The following is a 23801-nucleotide window of genomic DNA, read 5'->3' on the forward strand; positions in this document are numbered from 1 at the left end:
GTCAAAGAGATTAAAGATCTACACGTTCTTCAACAGCATCAATCATATCTCCAACATCTTCTAAATCCATAATAACTTCAGGATCAAATTTAATATCAAACTCCTTTTCTAATGCCGAAATTATAATAATCTGCCCCATAGAATCCCACTTAGGAAAATCGCCTATTGCCGTATCTTCTTCTATTTTCGAAACCTCTATTTCAATGGCGTCGGCTATAATTTCTTTAACCTTATCTGCTGTATTCATATTTAAAATATTGATTTAATTTATTTAGTTTGCGTCTCGATCTGGATTGTATTTGTCTCAAACTAAGTTAATTCAATTTAAATCTCAAAATGTCATATTACTAATATTTTTGTTAAAAAGCTTAAAACATCGATAATAAACTACCGATAAATAAAGAATTGCTAAAAATAAAAACCTTACTATGTTTTAAGGTGTTATTTTGGCACATCCATCTGCCTTTAAATTCTAATTATTCGAAATAATGGGTAATAAGGCTTTCGAAATCTGTAAGGCCGCCCGTTCATGTCCGTAACAGGTCCAATGATTATCATTTTTAAAAGACCAACGCTCATCATTATCCGAGTTTAGAACGATAGTATGAAAACCGATCGCTTTACATTTTTCAATAATATTGGTATTGGAGTTTGGGTGAAATACAAGCGTGATTTTACTTACGTTATAATTTAATTTTACACGATCTAACAGATCAGATACTAAAGCGATGTTTTCAGCGTCATCTCCACCCCTTTCCTCAAGAACAGTTGCCTTTTCTGTTTTAAATAGAGTAGTAACTATATATTTTTTATTATATAAATAGTACATAAATTTCCAGTTATATAATAATTTCTTTAGACCTGGAGATTTCATTTTCCCAAATACCAGAGCATCATTTTTCAGGCTGTATTGTGTAATATCATCTTCCGGTGCAACCTCAACCAAACTCTCATAGAAGTCATTATCTTTTACATATATTAAATGAGTTATCGGCTTGTATTTAATCAATTGCTTAGAGATCTCCATAGATTCAATAAAAGACACCCCGGATCTGCCTGCTTCTAAAAAATTAAAGCGCTCTAAGTTTTGTTTTAAATATTCCGATTGGTGACAGTTTTCAGGATTCATAAAATTTTCAATAAAAGAATCTCCTATTATCGTAATTAGGTTATTAAAATCTTTAGGTAAAACGCCAGGCCATCCCAGCTCATTTACATGCCAGGCATGTGTTCCGCCTCTCCAAAACCCCTTCTGGTTAGGAATGTATTTCTGAATGCCATACTGATCTATTTGCCGTTGCGGGATATCGTTAACAGCTTGTTTTAATCGCACTAATACTTCACCAATTATTAAAAATATAACCAAAAAAGTAAGTATGTTTTTAATGTGTTTCATGGTTTTAAAATTGGAAATAGATAAAAGATTGATTTACAGAATCGTCGTAATACAGCAACATGGTCACAATTACAACAGCGTATATGGTGTATCTAACATATTTAGATTTAAAATTAAACGGGTCTCTTTCCGTTTTACGGATACAGTATTCATAAAGCACAAATAGGATAACAAGCACGTAGAAATCCATCATTCTATAACCTAAGGGATGCACATACGGCTGATAGCTAAAATTTGAAAAAATACGCCCTATAAAATGAAAGGAGTCTGTTATGGTTTCAGATCTAAAGAAAATACGTGAGAACGTTACTATAGCAAAGGTTAATACCATTTGTCCGATCTCGGTGAATGTTGGTAGCATCGTATTTTGAGCTACGACATTATCTTTATATATCGCATTTCTCCCCATAAGATAAACGGGTATAAATGCAAGGGCATGAAAGGCACCCCAAAACACAAAAGTCCAGTTTGCACCATGCCAAAGTCCGCTTACTAAAAAGATGATAGTAATATTCCGTACCGACCTCAGTTTACCTCCTCTCGAACCTCCTAAAGGAATGTATAAATAATGCCTAAACCACGTAGACAGGGAAATGTGCCAACGTTGCCAATACTCGGCCACATTCCTCGCAAATTGCGGAAATTTGAAATTAGACATCAATTCAATTCCAAATAATTTCGCAGTTCCAATCGCAATATCAGAATACCCACTAAAATCACCATACACTTGAAAGCTGAATAATGTGACTCCCAGAATCAGCGTAGAAGCAGGGTAATTAGAATAATTAACAAAAATATCGTCTACTATCGGACTCAGAGAATCGGCAATGGCAATTTTCTTGAATAAGCCCCATAGAATAAGTTTTAAACCAGCAACCATTTGGTTTTTATTAAAAACCCGAGGTTCTAATATTTGTGAAAGTAAATTAGAGGCTCTTTCAATAGGACCAGCCACCAATTGCGGAAAAAAACTAACAAAAGCAGCAAAGGACAAATAATCTCTGGTAGGTTTCAACTTTTTATAATACACATCAAATGAATACGACATGGTTTGAAACGTATAGAACGAAATACCTACTGGCAGAATAACTCTTAACGTCCAGGAGTTTTTCATTTCATAGCCAAACATAGTAAACATATCTATCCAGGAGTCTGTAAAGAAATTATAGTATTTAAAGAAGCCTAAAAGGCTTAAATTAAACCCGACACTTAACCACAACCATAATTTCCTTTTCTTTACATCGGATGAAGAATCTATGTGTAAAGCAATAAAATAATCGACAGTTGTACTTAATAAAATTAACGAAAGAAACCGCCAATCCCACCAACCATAAAACGTATAACTGGCAATTAATAAAAGTATATTTTGAGCTTTTGTGTGTCTTTTAAACACAAACCAATACAGCGTGAATACGATACCCAAAAAAACGAAATACGTCAAAGAATTAAAGATCAAAATGGTTCGGTTTTAATAGTTAGTTGGTGGTGGTTGTTTGTCGGCACACGCTTATGTATTTTTAAGGATGCCTATATAAATATGTCTTAACTTATCGTAGAATTCAAATATTTTCTTTGAATTGTAATTAAACTCTTTAATCTGCAGGTATTTTTTAGATTCGCAACGTAAATCATATCAATTAGTTGCATAATATGCGACCCTAATTCATAAATACGCTTATTAAAGCCATGCGAAGGAAGGTTGCCCATGTTACCTTGAAACACTGCCCGCAAATAGGTTGCATTTAAGGTGTATTCTAAGTCAGAATGTGGTTTAGCTTTCCCATAACGGAGAAACAGAAAAGAAGGCCTTTTAAAGAACCCTGAGATTAATGTAAATCGATAAGGGTAGGACTATGCCTGAAGACCGCTAAATAAAAACGTTCTTTCAGGATGTTCGAGCATTAGTGAGAAAGAATAGTAGGATTCTGACGAAGCTAGCAAACGAAGTTTGTCGAGAACTAAACGTTCTTTCATGGTGTTCGAGCATTAGTGAGAAAGAATAGTAAGATTCTGACGAAGCTAGCAAACGAAGTTTGTCGAGAACTAAACGTTCTTTCATGGTGTTCGAGCGGAGTCGAGAACTAAAACATATTTTGACTACCCCAATCACACCTCAATAAAACATCAACCACAACTATTAAACTTTAGAATTCCAATAGAATAAGTATGCTTCTCGACTTCGCTCGAAGACCGGTAAATGAAAACGTTCTTTCAGGATGTTCGAGCATTAGTGAGAAAGAATAGTAGGATTCTGACGAAACTAGCAAACGAAGTTTGTCGAGAACTAAACGTTCTTTCATGGTGTTCGAGCGTTAGTGAGAAAGAATAGTAAGATTCTGACGAAGCTAGCAAACGAAGTTTGTCGAGAACTAAAACATATTTTGACTACCCCAATCACACCTCAATAAAACATCAACCACAACTATTAAACTTTAGAATTCCAATAGAATAAGTATGCTTCTCGACTCCGCTCGAAGACCGCTAAATAAAAACATACTTCTCAAGGTGTTCGAGCATTAGTGAGAAAGAATAGTAAGATTCTAACGAAGCTAGCAAACGAAGTTTGTCGAGAACTAAAACATATTTTGACTACACCAATCACACCTCAATAAAACATCAACCACAACTATTAAACTTTAGAATTTCAATAGAATAAGTATGCTTCTCGACTCCGCTCGAAGACCGATAAATGAAAACGTTCTTTCAGGATGTTCGAGCATTAGTGAGAAAGAATAGTAAGATTCTGACGAAGCTAGCAAACGAAGTTTGTCGAGAACTAAAACATATTTTGAATACCCCAATCACACCTCAATAAAACATAAACCACAACTATTAAACTTTAGAATTTCAATAGAATAAGTATGCTTCTCGACTCCGCTCGAAGACCGATAAATAAATACTTTCCTTCCAGAGCATTCAAGCAAAGTCGAGCACTAAAACATAAATCATACTTAAGAGCAAACTACTGCCCTCTGAAGAATATAACGGTACTAATAGTTTTTACGATCACATTTAAATCGAGAAAGAAACTACGGCGTTTAATATAAAACAGGTCGTATTGCAGTTTCATGAGGCTATCTTCAACCGAATCGCCATAACGCACTTTTACCTGTGCCCATCCCGTAATGCCGGGTTTAATCATATGTCGCGCTTCATAAAAGGGAATCACGGCCGCCAATTCTTTCACAAACTTAGGTCGTTCTGGCCTTGGGCCAATAAGACTCATATCGCCTTTCAAAATATTTAAACACTGTGGTATTTCATCCAAACGCGAACGCCTTAAAAATCTTCCAAACGTCGTGACTCTAGCATCATTTTTAGAGGCCCAAACTGCACCATGCTTTTCAGCATCGACAACCATCGTTCTAAATTTTATAATAGAAAACAATTTACCATGTTCGCCCACACGTTGCTGACTATAGAATAACGGACCACGATTACCTATAAGATTGCCTAAAAGCACAAATGGCAAAACCAAAACACCTGTAAAACACCCTATAAACGCAAAAACCATATCTAAAATCCAACGCTGAAACAAGTACAACTTATTCTGGTTATTTCTGTTAAACGGAAAATACCTATAAAAATCTTTCCCCAAATAATGCACAGGAATACGATAGGTCATCTCTTCGAAAGCCTGAGCATATTCCTTTATCGCAAATCCTTGATGCAGGAGATCCATTAAATCTTGGTATAAATCGGTCGTAATCAGCTCAGAGTTATAGGTTGCGACTATAACTTCTGTCACATTATTTTCTTCTATAATGTTTTTTAAATCCGCAGCTTTGTAAGCCTTTACAAGTTTTGGCAACACGGTATTATCAGGTTCGCAGTTAATAAATCCTACTATTTTATAATTCGGATCTACATCTCTAAAAGACGACACAATTTCATCTATATGCGTAGGCTCCCCAATTAACAGTACATTTTTATAAAAACGCGGACTCGAAATTAAGGTAATGTATATGGCACGCCAAACCAATAATCCTCCAAGAATACCTAAAAAGAAGAAGAATATTTGTATCCTTTTATCAGGAAGAAATGGTGTAAATAAAGGCGTTAACAAATAAAAAGCAACCACAACCATAGCCGTCATAAAAACATTGGGCAAGGTGGACTGAAACGTACTCGATTTTTGCAAATCGTAAATCTCGAAAACGGTGCCAAAAAGACTAATGTATAAAACTAAGACAACAACCCAAGACCAGTTTTCATTAGAAATTGTAAAGTAATCAAAATGAAAATAGGTACTTAAAGCAAATAAAACGGCTAAAACAAAACCGATATCAACAACGCGCAATAAGATCTTCCGTTCAGAAATATTGAATGAGATTTGGTTTTTGGACATGGTTGTTTAGGGATTTCGGTGTAAATATATAGCAATACCACTTAAAACCCCCACTTAAGCCATCATCAATCGATATAATGTTGAAAGTTTAGGCCAAATGTTAATAAGTATGGATGTAGTTATGATCTCTATTAAGAATACAAAACATAGAATTTAAATGCCGCATGAACCTCATAGGTTCTATACAAAAAAACATACGCTCTAGCTTATGTTAGAGCGTATGTTATAGATTAATCCATATTAAAATAGCGCTATAAGGCCACTTTGTATTTAAAGAAGATAGGCACGGCATAAGTTACTTTTACAGGTTTACCGCGTTGCATGCCTGGTTTCATTCTAGGCAATAGACCAATAATACGCTCTGCTTCTCCTTCTAATATTTTATCCGGACCTCTAGAACGTATGCCTACAATGTACCCGTTTTCATCAATAATAAACAAGACAGATACACGTCCTTCTATTTCTAAATTTAAAGCTTCTTCTGGATATCGAAAGTGTGTTTTAATATGTGCATTCATTTTCGTCTGAAAACAAGCTAAAGAAGCGGCTTTAGATAAGCCTTCACAACCTGGAAATACAGGTATATTTTCTATAACGGCAAATGGTACTTCTGCAACTTCTTCAACCTCTTCTACTAAAACATCTTCAACCGCAATAACAGCCTCTGCAGGTGCAATACGATCTTCTTGAGAAGACTCTGTACTTTCTATAACAGTCTCTTCAATCTCTTCAAAAGATTCCACAACTTGTATCGATTCAGAAACCACAACAGGTGGCGGCGGTGGCAAAGGAATATTAATTGTAGTTATAGGAATGTCTTCTTGAAAATCAGGAGCCAAATCAAGAAGTTCTATGTCATTCGATGCTGTTTCAAAGCTTCTAAATTCTAGGGCCTTCCAAGAAAAGAATAACATAATGTTTAACCCAATAGCAAAATATATACTGCTATTTCTCCCAATGTCTAGTTTTGGATTTTTTTTAGCTTTCATGACGATATATTTTATAGTTAACCTTTAATTTAACTCCTATTAAGGTAAAAAATATACTCAAAAAAAACTATGACAACAGTCATATTTCAAACCACAAAAACAAACTTAAAACACTAATAATCAAGAATTAAAAACAACACCATTTCAACGCCAAAACAATTAAGACAGTATGTCCATCCACTGCAATTTCACAACCTCCCAATCGAATTTTTCAACTTTTTTTCGTGCATTAGAAACCATCAACTTGGTACCTTCAGTATCCTGGGCAACTTTCAAAATAGCCTCTACAAAGGCCTCACAATCATTGGGAGATACGAGAACACCATCTACACCATTATCTATTAAAAAAGGCATCCCTCCTACGTTTGTAGACACGATAGGTAACCCCAAAGCCATGGCTTCAATAACGCTAACAGGCATATTATCGAAATTGGTCGTATTTATAAATACATTATAATCTTTGGCAAGATGCGTCCATTCGGGTTTAGTCAGCTTTCCGGTTAAGGTTATTGGCACACCAAGCGTCTTGGCATAGGCTTTCACTACGTCCATAGACCCATCGGTATCAGGGCCTACCATGCACAGTTCAGCGTGTTGCCCAGCGTCCAAAAGTTGTTTTAAAATATCAACCGCAAGTTTGGGATTATAAATGGTAGAAAAAGAACGCACCCAAAGTAATTTAATGGTATCAATGGGTCTCTCTTTAAACGAATATTGCGCTATTTGAAGACTATTAGGAATATAGACCACATGGGTATAACCATACGTTTTAAAAACCGATTCTAAATACTGCGATGGGGAGACCAATACTTTAGCCGATTTAAATAAGGCGGTACTCAGTTTAGGAGATGCCTCTAAGCGCCTTGGCAAATTCCCTCCATGTAAAATGGGGACATAAGGTAAGTGCATCAAGCGACAAACTTGACTCACCACGACCGCATAATAAAAGTTCTGAGTGCTATAGGTGTCTATTAAAGCATAATCCATACGGGATCCAAAGCGTATCGTAGCCTGAATCATATCAAAAAGACGACGCACTTTATGTAAATAGGCAGACTTACACAGTACCTTAAAACCTGTACGTTCCAAAGCAGCCGATAAGCCCTTCATATAAGACACATTGGTTTTACTACTGCTTAAGTTGTTTCCTAAGTATAGGACGTTTTTTTTCATGTACGATGTTTAATAATGATAAACCATAAATAAAACCTGGTGCTGCAATACGCATCGCCGAGTGGTTAATGGTAGCAAACCAAAAAATCAAAAAAGAATAAAACAAGAGATTGCCTTTGTGTGTTGTTCGGTACACTAAGGGTTTAAAAATTAAAATACATAAAATAAGAACTCCAAAAATACCATGTTCAGAAAACAAACGACTCACCTCATTATGCGAGGCTATAATTTTCCCCTCTTCTTCCAAACGCACTTGTTTCATCCCATTGGCACCGACCCCTAAAAACGGATGATCTAAAAAGCCTTGAAATTCCCGAACAAATAAACTGACACGTCCAGTCGAGATATCTTCTTTTTTTTCACCTCCAGCATTTTTATTGGTATAACGATTTTCTATCATGCCTTCCGTCTGAGTTGCAGCTATAGACCACGTAATCATGACCCCAACAAACAATAAAGCTAAAGCTCCAATAATTTGTTGCCGTTGTTTAAATCGTGAATGCGCATAAAACACCACTAGAAATCCCATCAACATTATAATAGCTGTTATCACACCACCTCGACTAAAAGTCACTAAAGCTCTAAAGGAAACTAAAGCGAGTAATATTAAATTAAATACTTTTAAAAAGAAGGACGGCGATTTTAAAAAGAAACGTACGGTAAGCGCGACCATCCCTAACCCTAATAAAGAAGCCACCTGATTAGGGCCATAGCCACCAGAGGCTGCAAAATTAGACCCCGTACCTTTTAGAACATCCTTAATACTAGGATTGTATAAAAACAAATACAACATCATCGCTATTATAGGAAAGCTCATGCAGGCTAAGACTTGGAGTAATTGCTCTTGGGTTAAACGTTTATCATAACAAAATAAAGCAGATGCCCCCAAGCACACAGGGCCACTAAGCACAAAGGCTATAGAGGTTCTAAAATTTAAATCGTACCCCAAAGTCATGGATGCAACTAATACCGAAGGCAATAATAATATAAGATAAAAAAAGTAAGGATAGCCTTTACCAGAGACGCCATTAAAAAACATTCCCATAAGTACGAGTAAAATAATATAGTACTTAGAAAACTCGTAAAACAAACCACCTCCTGTCATTCTAAAAAAGGATTCGGCTGCTGCTATATACGCACAGCCAAACAGCACCCACATGGTTTTAGCAGAGTTAGGTACAAAAATCACTTTCCCTATAAAAAACAGGGCCGTTATTGTAAAATATAGATTCGAAAACTTAGGAATAAAGTACACCCCTGCACCAATAAAAAGATGCATAACCACAAGGGCAACATACAAATCATTGGTAAATCGATAGCGTTTTTCTCTTGTTAATTTCAATGTATTAGGTCGTTCTAACTAGCTGTTTATATATTATTAAGATTTGATTTAAGGCATTTCTTTTTGAAAAATATTGATTTACATGATTCTTAAGATTTTCTCCTGAAACGTCTCTTTCCTTTTTATTTATTATAAAATATTTTAATGCATCACTTAGGGCCTGTCGATCTCCTGAAGGGATTAATACACCCATACTTTTATTTATTATCACTTTAGGACAATCTCCCACATCTGTCGATATAACCGCTAAACTTGCCAAACCATATTCTAATAAAGCCAAAGGCAAACCTTCGTACTCTGAAGCTAGAACACCTATATCTACATGCTCTAATATTTGAGTAATATCGGGCCTAGCCCCATATAAAAACACTTTTTCGTTTATATTATTTGCAATTAAATATTCGATTATATCTTTACTATATCTATCATTATAAATATTACCGACAAAATGTAAAGTCCATTCTGGATATTCAAACGCTATCATTTTGAATGCTTCCAATAATAAAGAATGATTTTTAGGATACCTTAGATTAGCTAAACATATTATTCTTTTTCCCTCCACTCCTTTTAATACTGTTATTTCAGAACTGTTAGTCTTATTAGGGAAATTTGGAATAACATTTATTTGTTTAGTTACTATATTATTATCCAACCAATTTTCTATTTCAGTATTAACACATAACACGCTAGAAAATAAAATCGAACATAATTTTAAAACTACAGTATTAATTCCTCTTATATTTTTTCTGTTTCCATTATGGTCATGCCAAATTAACTTAACCTTAGGACACTTCATTTTCACTAAAGTCGCAATAAAAAAAGAAGACGCATGGGCATGAATTATAGTAATCTCTTCCCGTTTCACAAACGAAACCAACCGCTTTACAGCAGACAAATCGAAAGTTTTAGTCCGTTTTAAAAACAGATAGCCCACATCGGGATCTATACTTGCTTTTAAGAGTCCTTCCCCACGTGTCGCACATAAATAAGAGCGCTCAACTTCAAGCACCAAGGCGTTGGCCAAGGTCACAGCCATACGCTCTGCACCTCCAGCCTCTAATGTATCTATAAGTTGTAAAACCTTCAAATATGTGTGTTTTTTAACAGAGACCGAAATTACTAAAATATTTGGATATATGAAGACGAAACAAAACGTCATTACGAGGAGACACGACAAAGCAATCCACACGTCATTACGAAGGAGGCACGACGAAGTAATCCATACGTCATTACGAGGAGGCACGACGAAGTAATCTGTTACATAGGAACTCCTATTCATGAGATTGCTTCACTGCGTTCGCAATGACGAGGTAACAACGCAATGACGAGGTAAACAACAAAACAACGAAGTAAACAACGCAATGACCTTCAAAAAAATTCATTATATTCAAGTATGAAAACGTCATACGTCTATTTTATGACCAATAAAAACAACACCGTAATTTACGTAGGGGTAACATCTGATTTAAAAAGACGTGTGTTCCAACATAAATCAAAGACCTATAAAGGCTTTACTAGTAAATACAATTGTGATAAATTAGTCTATTATGAAACTTTTCAGGATATCAAATTGGCTATCTCAAGAGAAAAACAAATTAAAGCGGGGAACAGAAAGCGAAAAATCACTTTAATTACGACATTAAATCCAGACTGGACAGATTTATCAGAAGGGTGGCTTTTTGATGTATGAGGATTCAAAACGTCATTACGAGAAGGAACGACGAAGTAATCCACACGTCATTACGAAGGAGGCACGACGAAGTAATCTGTTGAATTGGAACTTCTGTTCATGAGATTGCTTCACTGCGTTCGCAATGACGTACAAAATACGCAATGACGAAGTAAACAACGCAACGACGAATCAAAACGTCATTACGAGGAGGCACGACGAAGTAACCTGTTGAATTGGAACTCCAATCATGAGATTGCTTCACTGCGTTCGCAATGACGAGGTAAACAACGCAACGACGAATCAAAACGTCATTACGAGAAGGCACGACGAAGTAATCTGTTGAATTAGAACTTGAATTATGAGATTGCCACACTTCATTGCATTTCGTTCGCAATGACGTTTAAAAATATGCAATAACGACCCCACACGTCATTACGAGAAGGCACGACGAAGTAACCTGTTGAATTGGAACTCCAATCATGAGATTGCTTCACTTCATTGCATTTCGCTCGCAATGACGTTTAAAAATATGCAATAACGACCCCACACGTCATTACGAGAAGGCACGACGAAGTAATCTGTTACATCGGAACTCCTATCATGAGATTGCTTCACTGCGTTCGCAATGACGAGGTAAACAACGCAACGACGATTCCAAACGTCATTACGAAGGAGGCACGACTGAAGTAACCTGTTGAATTGAAACTCCTATTCATGAGATTGCTTCACTGCGTTCGCAATGACGAGGTAAACAACGAAACCATTACACGACTACCCCACTATTCCACCAAACCACTACCCCAAAACCCCAGCAATATCCAATTCCAACCGATCAAAAGTATACTGTTGTGACCAATCCAAGGCCTTATGAGCCATAACATCCAGGTCTGAAGAGTTAAATACGCTTATAAAATGAGACACCGCGGCTTCAAGTTCAGGTTCCACAATAATACCACGGTTACCTTCACCAACCATCCATGCCACGCAGGATACAGAAGTAGTCACAGGAATACACCCGTAAAACATTCCTTCAGCAACGGCTTTTGGCCAACCTTCACTTTTAGATAATAAAATATTAAAATGAGCTATTAACAAAGCCAATCGAACCACAGATTTATCTTGATTCCCATGCAACGTGATACAATACTCCAATTGTTGTGCTGTAATATAAGCTTCTAATTCTCCTCTTAAAGGCCCATCTCCAAACAATTCCAAGCGCGCAGGAATACCACGTACATTTAATTGTTCGATAAACTGTATGGTTAATAACGGTCGTTTTCCTGGAACTAACATCCCGGCAAATACAAATACCAACGGTGCCGTGTAATCTTTCGGACTAAAAGGCACTTTTTCGGCATCAGTATAAGTTGCGGAAATAAACGGATGTATATTTTTAGTTTCACCCGGCCATTCGCCATACACCAACACTTTCATATTACGGGTTAAAAATGTATTCCTAAGAATAGCTTGTTGCAAGCGATATCCAATAGGCTGATTACTATTAGGATCCCAATTTCCGGCATATTTAGTTGATTTTTGTTTTGAAGGAAAAAACACCTGAACAAAACAGGCAACTAAACTCACATTCGCAGGACAGCGTAAATGGATATGATCTGCCCAAAACATGGCCCGAAACATTTGAAAAAGAACGAGTGGCATTTTAAAGACACTTAATATTATATTAGAAAGTGTATTAAATGCAAAAAACGGAATATAATAACGCTCTATATTAGATGTTGAAAATGCTTTTAATAGTACATCTGACGGGTAAGAAAAGGGAGCGATAATACGTTGTTCTTCCGTATACTTAAACCATAAATCCATTTCATTTACATAAGGCGCATACGAATAAAACTTACCTTCTTTTAAGATTGTTGGTGCTAGAGATACTATTAATAATTTTTTAGTTTTATTTTTCATATATACAAATCAGAGGAATTTTTACTAATTTCAATTGCCGGAACACCAGAAACTGTGGTATGAGATTCTACATTTTTGGTCACCAAAGAATTTGCTCCTATTACAGAATTGTTACCTACAAAAATATGACCAGCAACAACAGCATTAGCACCAATATAAACATGATCACCTATAATGGGTACGCCCCGGTATTCTAACACACCACTAACGCCTATAGTGACGCCCTGAGAAATATTACAATTATCACCAATAATGGCGTTCGCATTAATAATAATACCACCAAAATGACCTATGTAAAAGCTTTTCCCAATTTGTGCAGAATATGGAATAGATATCCCAGTTATTATTTCAATGAATTTTTGAGCAATCACACAAAACAATAATAACAATCGTTTAATAAGCTTTGGGATTTTACTAGAGTATATCGCATGCGAAATTCTATACACAAACAAGGCCCAAAGTCCTTGTTGCGTTAAACATAATACAAGTGCATTTTTACCACTATATGTTTTATATTTTTTTAAATCTGTTTTAAAATTATTTAACATGACACACTAATTTGAATGACACAACGTCGTATAAAATTCAATATTCTCGTTAACAATCACATCTACATTAAAACGTTTTAAAACATCTTCTCGTGCTACTTTCCCTAACGTTTTAGCTTCTGCCTCATGATTAAATACCCAGGCTATTTTTTCAGCAATATCTTTTGGATTAAAAGGGTTCGCAAGCAAACCTGTTTCCATATGTCTTACAGCTTCAGGGCCTGGCCCTGTAGTACTGCCTACAAATATTTTTCCCGAAGCTAATACTTCTAGCCACGCCAAAGGCATAGCTTCCATGTGACTCGGATAACAACAAACAGCAGCCTCCGATATATATTTGGGCATTTCATTGTTTGGCAATACTCCTAAAAATGTAATGTATTTACTAAGCTTATCTGTAATTGCTGCTTCCAAAATTGGACGATATGGAGTTCTAGTTCCAGGAACCATTGCATCACGTCCAGCGATATACAAATGCACTTTAGGGAAGTGTGGTATCAAGAATTCTAATGCCTGTACCAATTGACGAACACCTTTTTTTTCCACCAAACTACCTGCAAAAAATATAGAATATGGATTTACGTCAAACTCATAATTATGTTCGAACTTAAAAACATCTATTGGATTGTATATTACAGTTATGGGTATATCTCCCAAATTAACAAGTGTTCTTGTAGTATCTTTTACATAATTTGACACTGCTAAAACAGCATCTGCTTTTCCAAATGAGCGTTTTTCTTCAAATACATGCTTCCATTGCTTAGAACGCTCTTCTGCTTTTGCAAAAAAATGATGCCCACCATGCATTCTTATGATGTATTTTACACCTTTTATTTTAGACAAAAAAGCCAATCCTAACTCTGGGGTTTCCACAATATCAATAGGCTGCTGTTTATGCCTAAGTGCTATGGCATTACTTATAGCTTTCGAATTAAAATACCATTGCAATCCTTTTACTGATTTTGGAACTAAACGCCAAACATATATACCATCTATTAAACCTCTCTCTTCTTTTGACTCTTGGTTTTTTCCAATTACACTTACCTGTACACCACGCGTTACCAAAGCTTTACCTAAGGTGGCGACAAACGTACCAACTCCTCCATGAGAAAAGCCTGGTTTTGGAAATTCATTGGTTATAAAACAAATATGCATTATACTATCGCTTTTGCTATTAATACTGAATTTTCTTTCACAGGGTGTAAGACAATTTTTTCAACCCAAGCTTTACGTTGACCACCTATTTCATTTGGATGCGCTATCGCTTTTAAAACCTGATCTCCAATACTCTCTTTATTTAAAATCCATCCTACAGCATCTAAATCTGCCATACTTCTAAAGTGTTGATATTGATAAATACGTTCCACATTCCAGTTAACATCACTTACTGGATTATAATTTAAGTATAAACACGGTTTACCACACATAGTAAAATCGTGAGCCATCGTAGATCCTAAATTTATAACCACATCACAATGCGATGCTAAATTAACTTGCATGGCCACATCTTCATATTTCGACACATAACCTGTCCACCCGCCTTCAGGGATATGCCATAACGGATCTATAGCAAACACAAAATCAGTATTGATGTCTAAAACACTATCATAGCGACTAGAAAAATCAACTGGACATCTCCTAAATATTAATTGAATAGTTTCTTTATAAGGCTGTAATGCCTCTACAACATCTTTAAAATACAGGGCATCATAAGGCGATGTTTTAACATCATCACCACTAAAACACACCCAACGCTTATTTATATCTAAACCATGTTGTTTGGCAAACGCAGCTCTATCCTGTCTTCGAGTGTTATCTAAATAAAATTCAAATTGTGGTGTCCCTACTAACTTTACCTGTGCTGCCGGTATTTCCGGGTAATAGTCGGCCATTTCTGTTTTCATCCAATCACCCCAAACCAAATAAGTGTCTGCACTCACGCACAATCGTGCCTTAGGCAAATTATCCCACGAAAATATAGCAGTCACTACTTTTATACGTAGTGCTTTTGCAGCTAAGCAGATAGGCATTAAACTCGCCACACGCTGATGTGTTATAAATATAGAAAGGGGTTGTAAAATCTCTAAATCAGCCTTATAACGTTCTATTAGTGCTTTAGACCAATGTTGTTTACTTTTTTCCTCATAGCTTAACAGACGATCATAATCTTTAGCTAAGAAACGTCCCAATTGCACGGCAGCTAGGTACAATACTTTTAGTTTTATGTTTTTTTGGGGAAGACTCCAATTGCTTAATATAGATGGATTATTCTTTAATTTACTATTTCTAAGGAGACGCGCGTAGGTTGTAGCTTCTCTATAAAGTCGAGTTAAAGGCGGTTCGGCAATCAAAGGCATATACTTATATTCCAAAGTAATGCCATGTAAATCTGACACTTCTTTAAACATCGCTTCTGGCAATGGCGACCATATAACAATACGTGCATTCCCCTCCTTTAAGTATCTAATAACATTTGAGTAGAGATAGTTTTTAATACCTACACCATCGGGAACTAAAAATAGAATTGTTCTTTTCGTATTCATATATCTCGAAATTGCTTTTGATGGTTTAAATGCCACAATTCCGTTTGATTTAAAGTTTTCAAAAACAAGTCCGCACTTTGGCCTGTCCCAAAACTAGGTGTACTATTCTTACAGGTTTTCGTTGCTATGGTTAGCAAAGCCTCACTAATAGTCACGGTTTCGTAGTTTACATTTACAATATCGGTATGGGACACCCTATTATTTTGTCGAGAGCCAATATTTATAACAGGAACGCCATAATAAGGGGCTTCTCGCACACCAGCACTACTGTTTCCTATAATAAAATCGGCATGTTTTAATAAGGTTAAAAAATATTCGAAACGCAAAGAAGGAAAGACTCTAAACCTCGAGTTTCCTTTTAATCGCTCATAGGCTTGTAAAATAGCCTTGCTTCCTAAATCATTATTAGGAAAAATCACGACGTAATTATGAGTGTCTTTGAGTAAGGCATCTACAAATGCATGCGCGTAGCGTTCCATATCTTCAAACTCTGTTGTTACAGGATGAAACATAACAATAGCGTACTGATTAAAAGGAATTTCATAATAGGACTTTACCGTTTCTAAGTCAGGTAAGTTTTTAGAAAACATAACATCTACATCGGGGGAACCGATTTCAAAAATAGCATCCTCTAATTCACCCATTTGCATCAAGCGTCTTTTAGCTTCCGCATTAGATACAAAATGCACATGACTCATTTTACTGGTGGCATGACGAATCAATTCATCTATAGTTCCAGACACTTCACCACCTTCAATATGAGCCACCAAAATATTATTTAAACTTCCCACTATAGCCCCTGCTAAGGCTTCTACACGATCGCCATGGATAACAATTAAATCAGGGTTACATATTTTAACGTATTCAGACAAACCGGTTATAGTCTTCGCTAAGGTGAGATCCATAGTCGTTTCATCTGTGTGATTTTCAAAGGTGTAAACATTAGAAAATCCACAACGTTCAATCTCCACTAAAGTATACCCATAAGTATGTTGCAGATGCATACCAGTTACAAACACATAAGGCGTGAATGCAGCGGCTTGTTCTACGACTTCTATAAGGGATTTAATTTTTCCGAAATCGGCGCGCGTGCCTGTTAGAAACAGGATATTTTTCATATTTGGATGGACTCTAGATGGATAATGACATATGATTCGTAAATCAAGGGGTCAAGATACTAATTTTAATGTATTTCTCTAGGTCTAAATAAGTTTACATAATTGTTTTTTATCTAAAAACATAAGTCTGACTTTTTGTTGCTTTTGGAGTAGAACACACCCCTAGCCACTCTCGAGAGGGGAATACTCAAGCCCAAGCTTCCCAGAAAATTTGAACTTTTAATTTATAATACTACATTTTGTAATTCACTCCTAATCACTTATAAAACCGCAATCAAAACTCCCCTACTGAGAAGGGAATACTCAGTCCCAAAATTCTCAATAAGTTTACACTTTTAATTACAACACTTAATTATGAAATTCACTCCTAATTAATTAAAATATCGCAATGCACTCCCCTCTTGAGAGGGGCAAGGGGTGTGTCATGCTACGTACAATATTCAACTAAAAAGCCCCTTGAAATATTTATTACAATTACACATCTAAACTCTCATCAAAACCACAATGCAACTCCCCTCTTGAGAGGGGAATACTCAAGCCCAAGCTTCCCGGAAAATTTGAACTTTTAATTTATAATACTACATTTTGTAATTCACTCCTAATCACTTATAAAACCGCAATCAAAACTCCCCTACTGAGAAGGGAATATTCAGTCCCAAAATTCTCAATAAGTTTACACTTTTAATTACAACACTTAATTATGAAATTCACTCCTAATTAATTAAAATATCGCAATGCAACTCCCCTCTTGAGAGGGGAATACTCAAGCCCAAGCTTCCCAGAAAATTTAAACTTTTAATTTATAATACTACATTTTGTAATTCACTCCGAATCACTTAAAATATCGCAATGCACTCCCCTCTCGAGAGGGGCCAGGGGTGTGTTACGCTTCACTCAATCTCAGCTACACCCTTTTTCATAATCTTCAATATAATCAGCAATAGCACAAAGCACACTCTCCATTTGTGTCTTAACTTCTGCATCTGAAAATCTTAATACTTGAATACCCAATTGATTCAGTCGCCTTTCTTTGATTTCATCTTTACTTAAGACCTCTGGCAATTCATGGGTGTAGCCATCAACCTCAATCCCTAGCATCAATTCGTAACAAAAAAAGTCCAGTATAAATTGATCTATTGGCTTTTGTCTATGAAAATCGTAACCATGCATTTGTTTACCTTTGAGTTTTAACCACAAGTATATTTCTGCTTTGGTGGAGTTATTTCTTAGCTCTCTAGCATAGGCTTTTAACTTTGGGTCGTAAGGGATTATCTTTCGCTTTTTCATAGCGCATTTAGGTTTAACCTAAATTTACAATTTTATAAGGACATACTTAGGGTTACCTACTCTTATAAACTACACACCCCTAGCCCCTCTCTAGAGGGGAATACTCAAGCCCTAAATTTATAGGTCTATTTAATAAACTGAAAAAATTATATTGAAGAATACACTAAAAACACCAATCACAATCACCCCAATAAACATCAATATAAAACGCAATGCAACTCCCCTCTTGAGAGGGGTCGGGGTGTGTCATTCGAAATCTCATTCCATATAGCATTGTGATACAAATCTATATTTACAGTTTATTAGAACATGTTTTAGGGGTTACTTACTCTTATAAATAACACACCCCTAGCCACTCTCAAGAGGGGAATACTCAAGCCCTAAATTTATAGGTCTATTTAATAAACTGAAAAAAATTATATTGAAGAATACACTAAAAACACCAATCACAATCACCCCAATAAACATTAATATAAACCGCAATGCAACTCCCCTCTTGAGAGGGGAATACTCAATCCTAAACTTCTCGGGAAATTTAAACTTTTAATTTATAATACAACATTTTGTAATTCACTCCTAATTAATTATAAAAACGCAATGCAACTCCCCTCTAGAGAGGGGTCAGGGGTGTGTCCCTCTACATATGTGCCCCACTACGGGTATGCCACACTAAACACCAATCTACTCTACATCTTCCAACCTCAACTGCACATCATCAGGCAAATCTACATTAGCGCTTTTCCCCAACAGATCATTAAAATGTTCTGCTAAAATCTCCCCCGTTCCAGGGCGTTTTACCCAAATATTGTCTTTAGTAAACACCTCTCCTTTTTTAATCGGAGCTATAGTACAAACAGTTGCAAAAGCGAAATCTATAGTCACTTGCTCTTCCTTAGCCGGTGCTTTCGTTCCACCTCGCATAAGTGCCATTTCAGCACTGTTCACAATAAGATCTTTACACGCCTGTTCATCCATACTACACACGATATCCGGGCCAGTACGTTGCATATGATCTGTAAAATGACGTTCTAAAATACTTGCTCCTAAAGCTACCGCTCCCAAACAAGCATTGTTATTTAAAGTATGATCACTTAATCCAAAGACTTTATTAGGAAAAGCATCGTGTAATTCTTGCATCGCTCCAAAACGCACCAAATGTATTGGCGTTGGGTATAAGTTAGTGGTATGCAATAAAGCAACAGGTACTTTATATTTATCAAAAATAGCGACTGCTTTTTTCACACTCTCTATCGTATTCATACCTGTACTTAAAATAACAGGCTTACCAAACTGCGCAATATGTTCGAGTAAGGGATAGTTATTGCATTCTCCAGATCCAATTTTATAGGCAGGAATATCAAAGTTTTTTAAACGTTCTGCTGCCGCTCTTGAAAATGGGGTAGAAATAAAGATCATACCCTTATTTTCAACATAGGTTTTTAAAGCCAATTCATCTGCTTCATTTAAAGCACATCGCTCCATTATATGATATATCGATATATCTGCATTCCCTGGTATGACTTTTTTAGCGGCACCACTCATTTCGTCTGCAACAATATGCGTTTGGTGTTTAATCATTTCTGCACCAGCACGTGCCGCTGCATCGACCATCTCTTTAGCAACTACCAAAGAACCCTCGTGGTTAATACCAATTTCTGCAATAACTAGTGGCGGATAATCTAACCCTATTTTACGGCCAGAAATTTCTATGTATGGAGATTTAATTTTCATCTTAAGTAATTATATTTATTTATTTCATCTTCTGTGACAAATCCTAGATCTATCAAAATCTGATTATTATATTTAAAATCGTCGTAGACATTCTGAATATTACCAACTTTATCAATAGAAAAAAAGTCTATATTACATTTTAAATAAAATCGTTTTACAAATGCAAATTTAAGTTTATTCTCCAATGATCTAAGTCCTTTGAAATATCCATACCCTGAATTTTTTGCTTTGGTAAATGAATACTTATTTATACAAGCTAGAGTATATAATTGATCTGCATTATATCCCATGACATTTCTAGCTTCACTATCAATATTTCTAGAATGAAGAGGTATTCCTATAATAGCATAAATTTTTTCATAAAAAAGTATAGGATTAATCTTTAATTCTTCAAAAAATAAAAAATGGATTTGTTCTTTTGGAAAATAAGCCAATAAAGTCTTCGCTATGTTACTATACATGCACAGGCTAATATAGTCCATACCTAAATTAGAATTATATAACCAATTTTGAAAAGATTCTACACCTTCATAATTGTTTTTAATATGATATTTAAACATAGAATTAAGTGCACTGCGTTGCTCTCTAATGGTAACAACAACCTGAGCATTCTTATTTGTTCTATATAATCGTTCTACAACCTGAATAAATTTAACTTTATTAAAACCACCACTAATAATTGTTTCGTTACTTTCGATAACAATTTTATCTGTAGAAGTGTTTAATGCACTGCCTTTAAACCACCAATCTTTTGTTGTAAATACGCTAGACCTAGACACAAATAGCCTATCATCATTATTTAAGATATTTTGCAGAGTAGTCGTCCCTGATTTTGGAATACCGATATGAAATACTTGTGGTTTAGTCATGGAGTTTCAAATAATAGTCTGCTAAATCAAAATCTTCTTGGGTATCAATATCCACTTTAGCAAAAGGATGTTCTACAATAAAAGGCAAGGCATCTTCTGTCATAATAACTCCTTTAAGTAAAGCATCAGCAGAGCTAATATATAACAAGCCATTCTCGTAATATAAAGGTTCAAGATCTTGACTGCGTTGACCAGGCGTATAATTAAAAGGCACGAATTTACCATTTGCAATCTTACCTAATTTATCATAATTACGACTCACTGTAAATATACTAGCACTATTCTTAGATTTAAATTGAGCAAACACATCTTTAAATAGTGTTTTGGGGCGTAATGGATTTGTAGGTTGCAGTAAAACCACAGTTTTAATTGCATCATCATTTAATTCCTTTAGTGCATGTTGTAAGCTACTTATAGTAGGCTCTAAATCACCAGATAAAGCTTTAGGTCTATCAATCACTAAAGCACCATATTCTAAAGCGATTTGTTTTATGTTTTCATCATCTGTACTTACATACACTGCGTCTATTTGAGACTGTAACAATGCATATTGTATACTATGCGCTAACAATGGCATACCTCCTAAAGGTAAAATATTTTTAAAAGGTAAACGTTTAGATCCTCCTCGGGCAGGTATAATGGCTATAGTTTTAGACTCTTTTTTTATCATTTATACACTTTGAAATTAAAATAAACCCACTTGTCTTATACAACTATAAGATAGACTCTTTTGCTTCTGTTATAAAACTATTGATTTTATTAGACCAATCATTTATATCGTAAAGATTATTTAAAATGTTATTGTCGTTTTTTAATTCTAAAAGAAGTGTTTTATCATTAATTACATGTTCTATTGCTTGTAGCCACTCTTCTTCAAAGTTTGGGTTTTCAATCAATTTTCCTAATTTACCAAATTGTAAAACCTCAGGGATTCCTCCTTGCTTAGAAGCAATCACATAACACCCGCACTTTATGGCTTCTGCTAATACTATTCCAAAGCCTTCCTTCCATAACGATGGAAACAGGTAGACATCAGACATTTGATAATACTTAGGCAATTCATGATTTGGCACTCTACCTACATTTATAACGCCTTCTAATTCAATTTCACGATTAACCCCTACAACAAACAATACTATTTTATCTGAATATTTAGAATATAGTTTTTTCCAAACATCTAATATAAAATCTAATCCTTTTTTAGGTCTATCCTGAGAACACCAAATAAAAACCATTTTTCCATGTATTTTAAATTGAGTTCTTAAATCTACTTTTATTGTATTATCTACTATTTTAAATTTATCACTATCAGTACCATTATAAAGAACTCTAGCTTTTGGAGTAAAATCGCTATAATAACCTAAGAACGCTTTATAAGACAACCCTGTTAAAAAAAATATCTCATTTAAAGCATATATAAAGTTTTGACCTTTAACAGAACTGTAGATTGGATTAAATCCTTGGTAATAATATTGTATATAGAAATTTTTTCTTTCAAAATTATCACTTAAAAAAGAATGAATAGGTAACACTACACCTGAATTATCAACAATATGAATAATGTATTTTTTATCTTTATTTATTACCGCTTTCAAGGCTTCTATATAATTAGAATATAAACTACGATTATCTACCTTATTTTTTATTCTATCTATTAAGCTGATGTCTCTTAAGTACACATAATCTGAATTCGCTTTTTTATTCGGTTTAGGACAAATTATATAATCGAAGGGATTGTGTTTCTTTAATAAGTAATTATACATAGTAGTCCAACTTGCAATTTTATCGAAAGGCATTGGAAATTGACATATAAATATGGTTTGAACTTGATTAGTCATTTTTTCTATAATTGAATTGTGGAAAATGAAAAAACTTATATCCTTTATTAAAAAACAACATTATTCCACTTCCGAAACATATTTTTGCAAAATACTCTAATCCTAACTTAGAACCTTTTAAATACTTTATTAAAGCTGGGAAATATTTAAAATAAAAATACAACTGTTTGTTTAATGAAACATTATTCATAGTGAACATAGTATAAAAATGCACACTTTGCCTATAAAAAATATATCGTAAAAGTTTTATTTTGTCACACTTTATATCAGATTCATAAATTAAATTAAACGCATTATTGAAATACATAAAATTCGACAATTGTAAATCGAAGCTTTTTGAAAAATTTTTTGAAATACTGTTATCTTCACCTTCTCTACTTAAAAATAAATGCTTTTTAACTACAAATGAAAAATTAGGATTTGCAAATAAAATTCTAAAATGAAAATCTCGTTCTTGAGAGCGCAATAAAACCTCATCAAACTTAAGATTATTCTTTATTAAAAAAGACTTTCTCCATAAGGGACCTGCTGTATCAAAAAACAAACCATTAAACATATAATCTTCTATGTAATTTACAGAATTTGTTATTAACGGTTTTGCCTCGTTAATAATATTATTCGGAGAATTTTTAAATATTTGTGAATAACATGCACTAAAATCTAAAGAATCATTTTCTATAAGTAAATTTAATTTCGAACTTAAAAAATCTGGCAACATTAAATCATCACTATCAAACCAATTCACATATTCACCCTTACTTAACTCAAATCCATAATTGCGTGCGGCATTACCACCCGGCAAACGATCTTGAGGCCTATGGAGGTATTTAAAACGAGAATCTTTAGCTATGTATTCGGACATGAGCTGGTCAGTGCCATCTGTACTGCCATCATCTATCACTATACATTCCCAATATGTATAAGTTTGTGCCTGTACAGAATCTAAAGTTTCACCTATTAAACTCGCTCGATTAAAAGTGGGAATAATAATTGATATTAGATTTTGGTTTTCCATATCTATCAAAAA

20 protein-coding genes are annotated in these 23801 nt (G+C 34.9%); 1 reads left to right on the top strand and 19 read right to left on the bottom strand.

The genetic code is table 11. From position 1 onward, the window contains the following. Positions 1-10: 10 nt before the first annotated feature. From ACFFVB_RS07035 to ACFFVB_RS07070, 8 genes are all read right to left on the bottom strand, one after another. Positions 11-247: an acyl carrier protein gene (locus ACFFVB_RS07035; RefSeq protein ID WP_382382009.1), complete on the bottom strand. Its 237-nt coding sequence runs from the start codon at positions 245-247 to the stop codon at positions 11-13. Positions 248-472: 225 nt separating this feature from the next. After that, positions 473-1396: a hypothetical protein gene (locus ACFFVB_RS07040; protein WP_382382010.1), complete on the bottom strand. Its 924-nt coding sequence runs from the start codon at positions 1394-1396 to the stop codon at positions 473-475. Between the two features lie 4 nt (positions 1397-1400). Then, a complete protein-coding gene (locus tag ACFFVB_RS07045) occupies positions 1401-2852 on the bottom strand; it encodes an MBOAT family O-acyltransferase (protein WP_382382011.1) in 1452 nt (483 codons plus the stop codon). Positions 2853-4358: 1506 nt separating this feature from the next. Continuing rightward, positions 4359-5744, bottom strand: a complete 1386-nt coding sequence (locus ACFFVB_RS07050; protein WP_382382012.1) for a sugar transferase — start codon at positions 5742-5744, stop codon at positions 4359-4361. 251 nt (positions 5745-5995) lie between these two features. Next, a complete protein-coding gene (locus tag ACFFVB_RS07055; RefSeq protein ID WP_382382013.1) occupies positions 5996-6733 on the bottom strand; it encodes an energy transducer TonB in 738 nt (245 codons plus the stop codon). 159 nt (positions 6734-6892) lie between these two features. After that, positions 6893-7906, bottom strand: coding sequence for a glycosyltransferase family 4 protein (locus ACFFVB_RS07060; protein WP_382382014.1), 1014 nt, complete (start codon positions 7904-7906; stop codon positions 6893-6895). Next, positions 7863-9248, bottom strand: a complete 1386-nt coding sequence (locus tag ACFFVB_RS07065) for an O-antigen ligase family protein (RefSeq protein ID WP_382382015.1) — start codon at positions 9246-9248, stop codon at positions 7863-7865. The genes ACFFVB_RS07060 and ACFFVB_RS07065 overlap by 44 nt, the downstream gene beginning before the upstream one ends. A 4-nt stretch (positions 9249-9252) precedes the next feature. Then, entirely contained in the window at positions 9253-10335 is a 1083-nt protein-coding gene (locus ACFFVB_RS07070; RefSeq protein WP_382382016.1) for a glycosyltransferase, read from the bottom strand. Positions 10336-10641: 306 nt separating this feature from the next. Between ACFFVB_RS07070 and ACFFVB_RS07075 the strand changes: the two genes are divergently transcribed. Continuing rightward, positions 10642-10938, top strand: coding sequence for a GIY-YIG nuclease family protein (locus ACFFVB_RS07075; protein WP_382382017.1), 297 nt, complete (start codon positions 10642-10644; stop codon positions 10936-10938). A gap of 777 nt (positions 10939-11715) precedes the next feature. On the opposite strand, the gene ACFFVB_RS07080 is transcribed toward ACFFVB_RS07075, so the two are convergent. From ACFFVB_RS07080 to ACFFVB_RS07130, 11 genes are all read right to left on the bottom strand, one after another. Next, the gene (locus tag ACFFVB_RS07080) at positions 11716-12840 is read right to left on the bottom strand and encodes a glycosyltransferase (RefSeq protein ID WP_382382018.1); all 1125 of its coding nucleotides are present in this window, start codon (positions 12838-12840) and stop codon (positions 11716-11718) included. Further along, positions 12837-13388 (bottom strand): serine O-acetyltransferase, encoded by a 552-nt coding sequence (locus ACFFVB_RS07085; protein ID WP_382382019.1) that lies wholly within the window; start codon positions 13386-13388, stop codon positions 12837-12839. The genes ACFFVB_RS07080 and ACFFVB_RS07085 overlap by 4 nt, the downstream gene beginning before the upstream one ends. 6 nt (positions 13389-13394) lie before the next feature. Next, positions 13395-14543, bottom strand: a complete 1149-nt coding sequence (locus ACFFVB_RS07090) for a glycosyltransferase family 4 protein (RefSeq protein WP_382382020.1) — start codon at positions 14541-14543, stop codon at positions 13395-13397. Then, positions 14543-15931 carry a hypothetical protein gene (locus ACFFVB_RS07095; protein WP_382382021.1) on the bottom strand — a complete coding sequence of 463 codons (1389 nt, stop codon included), beginning with the start codon at positions 15929-15931 and terminating at the stop codon, positions 14543-14545. Before ACFFVB_RS07095 ends, ACFFVB_RS07090 begins: the two co-directional genes overlap by 1 nt. After that, entirely contained in the window at positions 15928-17049 is a 1122-nt protein-coding gene (neuC, locus tag ACFFVB_RS07100) for a UDP-N-acetylglucosamine 2-epimerase (protein WP_382382022.1), read from the bottom strand. Before neuC ends, ACFFVB_RS07095 begins: the two co-directional genes overlap by 4 nt. Before the next feature lie 900 nt (positions 17050-17949). After that, a complete protein-coding gene (locus ACFFVB_RS07105; protein WP_382382023.1) occupies positions 17950-18336 on the bottom strand; it encodes an endonuclease domain-containing protein in 387 nt (128 codons plus the stop codon). 681 nt (positions 18337-19017) lie between these two features. After that, entirely contained in the window at positions 19018-20067 is a 1050-nt protein-coding gene (locus tag ACFFVB_RS07110; protein ID WP_382382024.1) for an N-acetylneuraminate synthase family protein, read from the bottom strand. After that, on the bottom strand, positions 20064-20936 hold the full coding sequence (locus tag ACFFVB_RS07115; protein ID WP_382382025.1) for a sulfotransferase domain-containing protein: 873 nt from the start codon (positions 20934-20936) through the stop codon (positions 20064-20066). The genes ACFFVB_RS07110 and ACFFVB_RS07115 overlap by 4 nt, the downstream gene beginning before the upstream one ends. Further along, positions 20929-21606, bottom strand: a complete 678-nt coding sequence (locus tag ACFFVB_RS07120; protein WP_382382026.1) for an acylneuraminate cytidylyltransferase family protein — start codon at positions 21604-21606, stop codon at positions 20929-20931. The genes ACFFVB_RS07115 and ACFFVB_RS07120 overlap by 8 nt, the downstream gene beginning before the upstream one ends. A 43-nt stretch (positions 21607-21649) precedes the next feature. Further along, positions 21650-22774 (bottom strand): glycosyltransferase family 4 protein, encoded by a 1125-nt coding sequence (locus ACFFVB_RS07125; protein WP_382382027.1) that lies wholly within the window; start codon positions 22772-22774, stop codon positions 21650-21652. Then, positions 22767-23789, bottom strand: a complete 1023-nt coding sequence (locus tag ACFFVB_RS07130; protein ID WP_382382028.1) for a glycosyltransferase family 2 protein — start codon at positions 23787-23789, stop codon at positions 22767-22769. The genes ACFFVB_RS07125 and ACFFVB_RS07130 overlap by 8 nt, the downstream gene beginning before the upstream one ends. Positions 23790-23801: the final 12 nt, after the last annotated feature.

The sequence above is a fragment of the Formosa undariae genome (assembly GCF_042427615.1).
In the GTDB taxonomy this organism is placed as follows: Bacteria; Bacteroidota; Bacteroidia; order Flavobacteriales; family Flavobacteriaceae; genus Formosa; species Formosa undariae.